At 46.7% G+C, this 10,992-nt stretch carries 6 protein-coding genes; all 6 read left to right on the forward strand.

The window, feature by feature from the left end:
• The gene (locus tag SVI_RS11415; protein WP_049791084.1) at positions 1-2,001 is read left to right on the forward strand and encodes a transglycosylase SLT domain-containing protein; all 2,001 of its coding nucleotides are present in this window, start codon (positions 1-3) and stop codon (positions 1,999-2,001) included.
• 238 nt (positions 2,002-2,239) lie between these two features.
• Positions 2,240-3,022 (forward strand): EAL domain-containing protein, encoded by a 783-nt coding sequence (locus SVI_RS11420; protein ID WP_013051678.1) that lies wholly within the window; start codon positions 2,240-2,242, stop codon positions 3,020-3,022.
• 75 nt (positions 3,023-3,097) lie between these two features.
• Positions 3,098-4,009 (forward strand): AAA family ATPase, encoded by a 912-nt coding sequence (locus SVI_RS11425; RefSeq protein WP_013051679.1) that lies wholly within the window; start codon positions 3,098-3,100, stop codon positions 4,007-4,009.
• Positions 4,010-4,018: 9 nt separating this feature from the next.
• A complete protein-coding gene (locus SVI_RS11430) occupies positions 4,019-5,017 on the forward strand; it encodes a DUF58 domain-containing protein (RefSeq protein WP_049791085.1) in 999 nt (332 codons plus the stop codon).
• A 1-nt stretch (position 5,018) separates the two neighbouring features.
• Positions 5,019-7,028, forward strand: a complete 2,010-nt coding sequence (locus SVI_RS11435; RefSeq protein ID WP_013051681.1) for a transglutaminase TgpA family protein — start codon at positions 5,019-5,021, stop codon at positions 7,026-7,028.
• Positions 7,029-7,374: 346 nt separating this feature from the next.
• A complete protein-coding gene (recC, locus tag SVI_RS11440) occupies positions 7,375-10,968 on the forward strand; it encodes an exodeoxyribonuclease V subunit gamma (protein ID WP_013051682.1) in 3,594 nt (1,197 codons plus the stop codon).
• The last annotated feature ends 24 nt before the right edge of the window (positions 10,969-10,992 follow it).

A 10,992-nucleotide genomic window follows, 5' to 3' on the forward strand; every position in this document is an offset into this window, starting at 1 on the left:
ATGCATAAGCAGTTTAATGGCATTTTAAAGTCCTTGTTTTTTTATACAGGCCTGAGCCTGGTCTCGATGTCGGCCTTGATGGCAAGCTCGATTTTTAATCCAGCCGATGCTAGCGACTACACCAGCCAGCAGCAAAAATATTTAGATGCTCGACAAGCACTGAAAAAAAAGCAGTTCAGTACCTTTAATCGGTTACGTAAACAACTCGACGGCTACCCTCTGACCGTCTATCTGGACTTTCATTCCAGCATAGATGGCATTCTGACTCATAAAGGCTCTAAAGCCATCCCAGAGATAAACCAATTTAAAGATAGTCCCTTATTTAACACGGCTCGATATCGCTATTTAATGAAGGCCGGCTCCAACCAGCGTTGGGATGATTTCTTAATGGTCAGCCCAAGCAGACCCAATAACACTATTTTGCAGTGTTATTTCTACCGGGCTAAGTTTTCAGCAGGCGATAAAGAGACAGCTTTTAAAGGCGCTCAATCTCTCTGGCTCTATGGGAAGTCGAGACCACAAGAATGTAACTCGCTCTTTCAGGCATGGCAAAACGCAGGCTTACGCACTCAAGACAAGATCTGGTCGCGTATGTTCCTGAGTTTTAATGCCGGTCAAAACGGATTACTGACTTATCTCGCTAAGCAAATAACCAGCAACAAATCCGCGGCTAATCTACTCCTGTCGGTATATAAAGATCCACGCAGTCTCAGATACACCAAAAAGTATATGGGCCGGGCAAGCGTTAATGGTGAGATCGTCGCCGCTGGATTAAATAAACTGGCGAGAAAAGATCTTAAGCTAGCAGTAAAACTCTATATGACCTACCAGAAACTGGACAGGTTCAGTGATTATCAAGGCAGAAAACTCAGTCGCTATTTCGTCAAGCGCGCCATCATCAGACAGGAAGAGCAACTAAAATCCTTCGTCGATACCATGTTGCCACTGCTAGACAGTGATGATCTGGTTGAATTAAGACTGAGATGGGCCATCAGAGAAGCCGACTTTACTCAGCTGATTGCCTACTTGCCCCAGTTGAGTGATCAGAAAAAAGCTAAGCCCAGATGGCAATATTGGCAGGCTAGGGTCGATAGCATCGGCTCGACTCAAACCAGCTTGGCTCCCAGTTCAGATATGTTCTATAACCACTCGAGTACCACTCGATTGGAGGACTTAAGCCTACGCAGAAACTTTTATGGTTATGCCGCGGCAGGTGAGCTCAATAGTGAATATCAACTGGAGCACCAAGACTCCATCAGTGACAAGGCCCTTAGAAACAAGTTATTCGATGATAAAGCCTTGGCTCGAGTCATAGAGTTACTGGCAATTGATAAAACGATTGATGCCAGAACTGAGTGGGTACAGATGTTGGCTCGTCATAAGCCTGCAATGCAGAAAGAATATGCGACATTTGCATTAGAGAATAAATGGTACGATCTCGGCGTCCAAGCCAGCATACAAGGCAAACTTTGGAATGACATATCATTGCGTTTCCCTTATGCAGCCCAGCAAGCCTTTGTGAAAGCAAGTAAGAAACAGAAGGTCAACATTGATGAACTCAGGGCTATAGCAAGGAGAGAGAGTGCTTTTTACCCTTATGCCACCTCAGGGGTCGGTGCGAGAGGCTTGATGCAGCTTATGCCTGCAACGGCAAAAGAAACAGCCAGGAAAGCCGGGGTAAAATACAAGGGCACACGTAGCCTGTACGTCAATGAAATTAATATTCGCCTGGGAAGTGCTTACTATGCCTCTCTATTAAAGCAGTTTAATAACAATCGAGTGTTAGCCACCGCAGCATACAATGCGGGCCCTTACAGAGTGAAGCGTTGGTTGAAGAACACCAATGGCAAACTGGATGTAGTCTCCTTCATCGAAGCCATCCCCTTCACCGAAACCCGAGAATATGTACAGGCAGTACTTAGCTATCGAGTCATCTATCAAATAAAGCAAGGAAAGAAACCCGAGTTGTTCTCGGCCAAGGAACTCAATTTTAAATATTGATAGGTAACTATTGCTATTGAATGTAAACCTGTATATCGCCGCTAAGTCCTTTAGCGGCGATTGCCTGATTTATATTTGCCAGGCTCATATCAAGCAGACTCTGCATCAAGGTAAAACCCCCTGCCCCATAAAAATGACGAAAAATAAGTCACTCACGCTTTAATTAACGTAAAAAGCTTAGACACTCAGTTAAAGATGTGAATAATTATCATTACCGTAAAATAATAAGATCGACTTAATGTTATCACTGGATAATCTTTACCTGGGCGCAGAATATCAACCCCTGATCAGCACCTCGGACTCATCAGTCTATGGATACGAAGCCCTATCTAGATTTACCGATATCTATGGCTATCACACGCCACCGAATGTTGTCTTCGATCACCTGCATAATCAAGCATCTCTGTTGGAGCAGGTGGAGATACAAGCTAAGTTGTTTCAACTTAAACACTCAATAGAATCTCTGCCTCTGTTTATCAACTTAGACCCCCATGCCATAGGGCCTAAGAGCCAACAGATGTTGAATCTATTGTCACTTAGGCCTAATTTAACCGTAGAAATCATCGAAAATACCTGCATCAATGATGCTAAGCTCTCGAGCGTGCTGGTATCGCATTTAAAATCCAAAAAGATAAAGGTGGCACTCGATGATATTGGTGCCCCACATTCCATGCTATCTCTGTCACTATTAGGCCAGGTCGATACCTTAAAGTTTGATATCAATTGGCTTAACCAGGTCGGTAATATTGAGCAAGAATATCTGATGAAAGCCCTGATCCAGTTTGCTAAAGATTGCCGCAAACAAACAGTCTTAGAAGGCGTAGAAAACCCACAACAATTTGCACTCGCTCAGGAGCTGGGCATAGACTTAGTGCAAGGGTTTTTATTTAAGTCTCAGTTTATCACCGCGCCTTCTGTTACACAGCTACAGCCCCTCGATGATAACTTGAGTCTCATAGCGCCTGAGTCCACAGCAGGTTTAATACGTTACGACTCATACAAGGGTGACGCTTTGACCTAACGTCAAAGCTAATAAACTGGATCACGAGTCTAATTTGTCTCATAGTAAGGCCATGATGCCAGTAAAGGGAATTCAATGTCCAAACAGACAGTTTCAGAGATTATCACTCAGCTTGGGCGCGTTCTATTGGGCAAACCAGAACAGATAAAATTGGCCCTTGCCTGTATTCTCGCCAAAGGCCACCTGCTGATCGAAGATCTTCCCGGCATGGGGAAAACCAGCCTCTCCCATGGTATTGCCCAGAGCCTAGGGCTCAGTTATCAGCGCATACAATTTACCAGCGATATGTTACCCGCCGATATTCTAGGAGTCTCCATTTTCGACAAGGATCAGGCTCAGTTCATTTTTCATCCAGGTCCCATCTTCAAGCAGATGGTGCTAGCAGACGAAATTAACCGTGCTAGCCCTAAGACTCAAAGCGCACTCCTGGAGGCCATGGCCGAAAGTCAGATCACTATCGATGGCATAACTCACCCACTACCCAGTCCGTTTTTTGTCATAGCGACTCAAAATCCCAGTGAACAATCTGGTACCTTCCCACTGCCAGAATCTCAGCTGGATCGCTTTATGATGCGCCTATCTATCGGTTACCCCAACGCAGAAGCCGAGCTTGAGATGCTCAAGGAACATGATCAATCCCCCCAGGTTAAAGTGCTTCCTCAATGTATAACCCAAATCGAACTGGTACAGTTACAGCAAGAAGTTGAAAAAATCACCGCTTCAGATGCTTTACTTAATTATGTGCTCGCACTCGTCAAGGCTTCACGTGTTCAAAATGAGGGATTTGGCCTGTCGCCACGGGCAAGTAAGGCATTACTGCAAGCCTCTAAAGCCTGGGCTTTTCTCAATGGACGAAGTTATCTTGTGCCCGAAGATGTACAGGCTGTGTTTTCATCGGTTGCCGAGCATAGGATCCGTCGCAGCAGTCAACAACAGGGAGCAGCCTTATCACAAAAAATTCTCAGCAACGTCAATCCGATCTTGTAACTTAGCATAATGATGAATCGTGCTAACCCCATTACGTCGACTAAGCCCAGTAGAGCGTCGCTCTGGTGGAACACTTGGTTGGCACGTAGGCTGCCACCATCAAAACAGGTCACATTGGCCCATAAAAGTATTTTCATCCTACCCACGGGTTTCGGCTTGTTGTGGGCCGGCCTTATCTTACTCCTGTTTATACTCGGCACTAACTATCAAAACAACTTGATAATAGGCCTGAGCTTTTTACTCGCAAGCCTATTTAATACCTGCATTATCTATAGTTATAAAAACCTTGCAGGGCTTTCACTTAGCTCATCATCTTCGCCTCAGGCCTACGCGGGAGAGACATTGGTATTTCCAGTCAAGGTGTCATCTAAACAGGCGCAATTTGAAGTATTACTTTCCTATCCCGATAATCAAGTCAATGTGATCAAGGTGATTAAACAAGAATCCCAGGTATCTCTGCTTCAATTTAACAACCTCACCAGAGGCAGAATATTTCCTAGGCGATTGAAAATTGAGTCTAGATACCCACTGGGATTATGCAGAGCCTGGTCACATATCGATCTTGATAATCAAGTTATCGTGTTTGCCAATCCTATCGAATCCCAATCAGAGCTGTCAGCTCTTGAAACAGACGACATCAGTCACACCTTAAACAGAGGTGTACATGTACAAGGAGTCGATGAATTTAAAGGACTCAGACAACATATTCCCGGAGAGTCATTGAAACAAGTTGCCTGGAAGCAACTTGCACAGGGACGTGGCATGTTGAGTAAGGAATTTCAGCAGCCTCAGGGCCAACCCCTCTGGCTCACTTTAGATAATCTAAGCTCAGCAGACATCGAAGAGAGAATAAGTCAATTGACTTGGTCCATAGATAAACTCAGTGAACGAGGGCATATTTTCGGACTGGTGATAGGCCAACATAAGATCTCTCCCTCGGACGGTGAAAGCCATCGCCTCTTGTGTCAGCAAAGCATAGCCCTGCTCCCATTTAGAGGGCAAAGATAAAATGAAGCCGTCACAACAGGAGATCATATCCCGCCATAGCCTGCTTTGGTTACTCATCATCAATGTTGTGATACTGCTGCCACTCTATGACAAGTTAACACCATGGACCATGGCCATTTGTGGTATCTGCCTAGTGTGGCGCTACGGAATATTTATGGGGAAAGTCGCCAAGCCGCCTCGTTTTCTGGTGACCTCCCTGGCTCTCGCCTCCGCACTGACCTTAGCTCTGGTCACGTCGAAAATCGGCTTACTCAACGGCTTAATCAACCTGCTTATTTTAGGTTATTCGCTCAAATATATAGAGATGATAGACAGGCGTGATGTCAGAATTGTGGTGATTGTCGGCTACATCCTTATCGCGATCACCTTGCTTGGGCAGCAATCTATCTACTTCTCTATCCTATTAATCTTCATTGCGACAATTAATACTTGTGTGCTAGTTAGCCTTTATCGGGAGGATGTGAAGCTCAATGAAACCGCCAGAATTGGCGTTAGCCTCATCATACAAAGCTTACCCTTAGCCGCCCTGCTCTTCCTGGTATTTCCTCGTTTGCCTCCCCTATGGATGATGCCACAACTGAAAACGGCACAAACAGGTCTCTCTGATGAAGTCAGTTTCGGTGAAATAGGCAGGCTAACCCGCTCTACGGCTCTGGCATTTCGAGTCAAATTTGATGGCACGCCTCCCATGAATCATCAACTCTATTGGCGGGCTCTGGTCTTAGAAGATTACGACGGTCAGACCTGGACACGACACGAAAGCATTAAAACCTTAGAATCAAATAATTTAGCCTCATCGAGCATGCCTAGTGCAACTGGGCCTTGGCTAAATTATTCTGTTATTGCCGAGAAGAGTAACCAACATTGGCTCTTCGCCCTGGACGTCGCATTCAGCGATACTCTAGACATCATTCAACTGCCGGACTACCGCCTCTATTCTACCAAGAGCCTCACACAAACGTTTCAATACAATGTCAAATCTTTCACCTCTGTACCCATGGATTTAAGCCTCACGGATAATGTCAGGAATATTAATTTACGACTCCCGGAGCAGAGTAACCCCAGAACCCACCAATTAGCCGAGAGTTTTGCCACCAGGTATCCCAATCCGGTAAAGAGACTCAATGCCATGATGAGTTACTTCACCGAGCAAGCCTATTTTTATACCTTGTCGCCACCGCCTGTGGGCCCACAGCAGATTGATGATTTTTTATTGGAAAATAAGGCCGGGTTTTGCGTTCATTATGCCAGTGCATTAACCTTTATGGCGCGGGCTAGCGGGATCCCCGCCAGAATGGTAACCGGTTATCAGGGCGGCGAATGGAATAAACGAGCCCAGTATCTGAGCATCTATCAATATATGGCCCATGCCTGGGTGGAAGTTTGGTTAGAAGGCAGAGGTTGGATACGACTCGACCCTACCTCTATGATAGCGCCGGAGCGGATTCTCGAAGGTTTCGATGCCTATTTCCAAGGAAGAAACAGCTATTTTATCGACAGTCCCTTCAGCGCACTCAGACTCAGAGACTATCCCCTTCTCAATGAGTTGAGGCTGACATTAGCCAGCATAGATTTCTATTGGAGTGTCTGGGTTTTGGGCTTCGATTCCAGTAAGCAAGAACAAGTGTTACACCAGTTACTGGGAACAATCACCAAACAGAAACTAGCCTTCTTCATGCTTACAAGCCTGAGCCTTATCATATTAGTGATAGCATACAGTGCAGGATTACTGCATTTCACCAGAGATAAAGACAAGGTATCCTCGGCTTATTTAAGAGTCTGTCGATTACTCCATAAGAAAGGCGTATCTAGGCGCCTGGATCAGGGGCCGTTAGATTTTTGCCTTAAGGTAGAAACTCAGTTACCTGTGATTGCTGAAGATTTCTCTCAATTAACTCAGTATTACATCGCCCTCAAATATCGAACATTAACGGCCAGCGGACGAAAAAGTACCACTAAGCTATTTATTCGATTATCCCGCAAATTGAAGCTTAAAATAATCAAGCTCTAGCCCGTAATGTAAAACCTAGCCATGGCTTATCAAGTGGGCATTCGATCAAGGTCGAGGGAGCTAGCATCAAGCCCTATTTGACTGCTCTTTCTGGTTAAATAAATCACCATTGAAAACCTAAGTGACCATGTCAATTTCGACCATTCATCCTCAGCATCACGACAGCAAGGATAAAAGCAGCAGTTAACCCCATTTATCTAGGCTTTCGTTGGACAAATCAATTCAATCACATAGAATAGTTTTGGTCTGCGGAGTCCCATAATGCTTGGCTATTTTATATCATTTACTTAGGGCTCTTTCACGTATTTAATACCACATGGTATAAGGCACTCTCCTAGGAAACTTCATGCTCTATCTTGTTCAGTCTAATCGAATGGAAGCCCTGTCAGCTCAGCTCGCCTTGGAGTTACAGACTCCCATTGCCGACATGCCAGTGTTAATGCCCGAGCATGTGTTGGTCCAAAGTCCGGGGATGTCGACCTGGCTGAGACTTGAAGTGGCCAAGAAAAACAAGATAGCCGCGGCGCTGGAGTTTCCCCTGCCTTCGAGCTTTATCTGGCAACTGTGCCACATATTATTGCCCGACGTGCCCAAGGAAAATGCCTTCACCAAACCTTCCATGACCTGGAAGCTGATGGAGTTGCTACCTGAACTCTTGAGCGGTCCGGAGTTTGCCCCACTGAAAAATTATCTTACCTCAGGGCAAGAGCAGTCAGAGCAAGACAATCCGCTGAAACTGTTTCAGCTGTGCGGCCAGATTGCCGATATCTTCGATCAATACCTGGTTTACCGCCCGGATTGGATTGCAGCCTGGGAGGCCAATGAGCCCACGCTCCCACCCAAGGGAGATAAGTTATCTCAAGCTCAGGCCTGGCAGCCGATATTATGGCGAGCCCTAATTGAGTTTAATAACCAACACCTGAACAAGAGCCAATACCACAGGGCAAACCTACATCAATCCTTGTTCGATGCCCTGGACAATCCCGACACCTCACTCGATGGGCTACCAAGACGTCTGTTCGTGTTCGGAATATCTTCCATGGCACCGCAAACATTGGATGTGCTCTATCATCTGGCTAAGCGCATCGATGTGATCATGCTTAACTTGAGTCCCTGTCAGCATTACTGGGGCGATATTGTCGATCCGCGTCTGCGTGCCCGCATGGCGCTGGAATATGCCGATAAACACAAACTTGAACAAGACTGGGAAGATAAACTCGAGGTGGGCAATCCCCTGCTAGCCAATAATGGCAAGATGGGCCGTGAGCTTCTGGACCTTATCCTCGAGCTTCCCGAAGAGCACGCCAATTTTAACTTCGAGTGTTACCAAGACCCAGGTGTCGATAACTTACTCAGCGGCATTCAACATGACATTCTCGAACTCAGTACCCGAGATAGAAGCTTAGGCCCAGATGCCTCCTTGTATCTGACGCTCGATGGACGCCGCATTCTGGCTAAAACCGATGACTCCTTGACCCTTCGCAGCTGCCACAGCCCGCTACGGGAAATTGAGACCTTGCATGATCACCTACTCGATATGCTTTCTCGAACACCAGATGATCCAAACGAGCCCTTGCTTGCCCGGGATATCGTTATCATGTTGCCCGATGTCGCCGCTTACGCCCCTTACATAGACGCCGTATTTTCGGCTAAACAAGGCGCGCATTATATTCCTTACGCCATTGCCGACAGAGGCGCGGCCCAGGAATCGCCGCTGATCAACAGCTTCTTACATATATTGTCAATCAACCAGAGCCGCTTTGGTTTAACCGATATCTTAGGCATTTTAGAAGTCCCTGCCGTGCTCAGACGTTTCGACTTAGATGACGAGGCTCTGATCTTAATTCGCCATTGGCTCGAGCAAGCCGGAGTACGTTGGGGGCGAGATGAAACCAGCCGCGCCGCCCAGTCTTTGCCGGCATTCGATAAAAACTCATGGGCGTTTGGCATCAAGCGACTCATCTTGGGCTACGCCTTCAGTGATGATGCCGCCCTCTACCAAGACACCTTATTAGTCAAAGGTATCGAGGGCCAGTCCGCCCAAGCTCTGGGGAAATTACTCAATTTTATTGAGACCTTAGATGACTATCAAACACTGCTCGGGCAAACCAGCTCTATAGAAGATCGCATGGGGCAACTCGCCCAACTTGTCGATGATTTTTATGAGGTTGACGATGAGGAATTACCTCAGCTACAAGCCATACGCGAAGCGATAAACAAGTTAAAAACTGAGCTGTTAGAGGCTGGACAGGTAACGCCCCTCAATACCCAAGTGCTGCAGAATTGGTTTAATAGTACCTTGAGTGAATCCCGTGTCGGCCAGAGATACCTAGCCGGTAGTGTTAATTTTTGTACCTTGATGCCCATGCGCTCCATTCCTTTTAAGGTGGTGTGTCTGGTCGGCATGAATGATGGCATTTACCCTAGGGTTCAACACCCGGTAGGCTTCGATCTTGTGGCTCAATTTGGACCACGAAAAGGCGATCGTTCCCGCAGGCTGGATGATAGATACCTGTTTCTCGAGGCAATTTTATCGGCCAGAGAACAACTCTATATCAGTTATATCGGCCACAGCGAGCGTGACAATTCTGAACGCATTCCTTCTATGCTAGTGTCTGAGTTAGTCGAATATTGTCAGCTGTGTTATCTGCCTGAAGCCTTTATAGCAGAAGACCTTAAACCAAAAGATGTTGAGCCAGAAGCGCTCAACCAAGAAGGTGCTGATGAGCCCGATATTCCTGCCATAGAGAAGGCTATCCACCAGCAATTGCTAATCGAGCAACCCTTGCAACCCTTCGATGAGCGCCTATATGTAAACCAAGCACGAGAACACGCTGCAGAGCTTAAGCTAAAGCAGAGTTACTCGGCCCAGTGGTGTCCGAGTCAAGGTACAGAAGTACTGGCTCAGCGCTTTATCGACGCCGGACTCAAGATAACCCAAGCCATAGAGTCCAGTCAGCTAACCGATGTTTTAGATGATAATGAGCTTGAAGTCTCGGCCCTTATCCGTTTCTTCAGAAACCCGGCCCAGTACTTCTTCAATCGGACCCTCAAGGTCGATTTAAGCCTGAATATTCAGGCCGACGATAACGATGAACCCTTTAGCCTCAATCCACTGGAGCGCTACAAGCTTCAGGCCAGTTTGCTGGACAATGCCATATCACAGAAGCTAGATATGCCAGATGAGGTGCTGCTGCAGCGATTAAAGGCAAGCGGTGAGCTGCCACTTCAGCCCTTCGATGATCTCTTGCTCAACCAATACCTACATGATATTAAGCCGTTAATCGGCCGCGCCGTCTATCTTCAGGGGGATAACCAGAACTCCAAGAATATCGCACTTAACTTCACCCAAGCCGATGGCTTAAGTGAGCCGATGACATTAGTCGGACGCATCGACGACCTCTGCGCCAAAGGTCTGGTGAACTACCGCCCCGGCACTGCCAATGGACGAGACCTTATCCGTCTCTACATCAGGCATCTGTGTATTTGCGCCATGGGCTCAGAGGAAGCGACTACCAAGCTGCCACATATCAGCTACCTGTTAGATATCGGTCATTTCCATGCTTTTCATCCCGTGGCACATGAGCAAGCTAAGGCTCAACTGAGCCTGTGGTTAGCTTACTTCCAGTCGGGACAAGTTCACCCCTTGATGTTTATGCCTAGAACCGCACTGGCCTATGTTGAAGCCGAAGGCGATCATAATGACAAATTACTCGAAGCCCAAAGTCAGTGGCTCGATGAGCAGAGTCAGTTAGGTGAAGCCATGGAGCCCCACTATCAGCGCCTGTTTAGTTTCCCTGATGATTTTTCAGAAGATGAATTCGGACACTTAGCCATGACGCTACTTAGCCCCATGCTTAGCCTATATCACAAGGACAAACTCGGTGAGCTTACAAGTTTCGTCGAAGGCGAAATCCACTCAAGCCAAGGAGAGAAATAATGTCCTTAACTCCTACGACGACAA

It is taken from the genome of Shewanella violacea DSS12, assembly GCF_000091325.1.
Lineage (GTDB): Bacteria > Pseudomonadota > Gammaproteobacteria > Enterobacterales > Shewanellaceae > Shewanella > Shewanella violacea.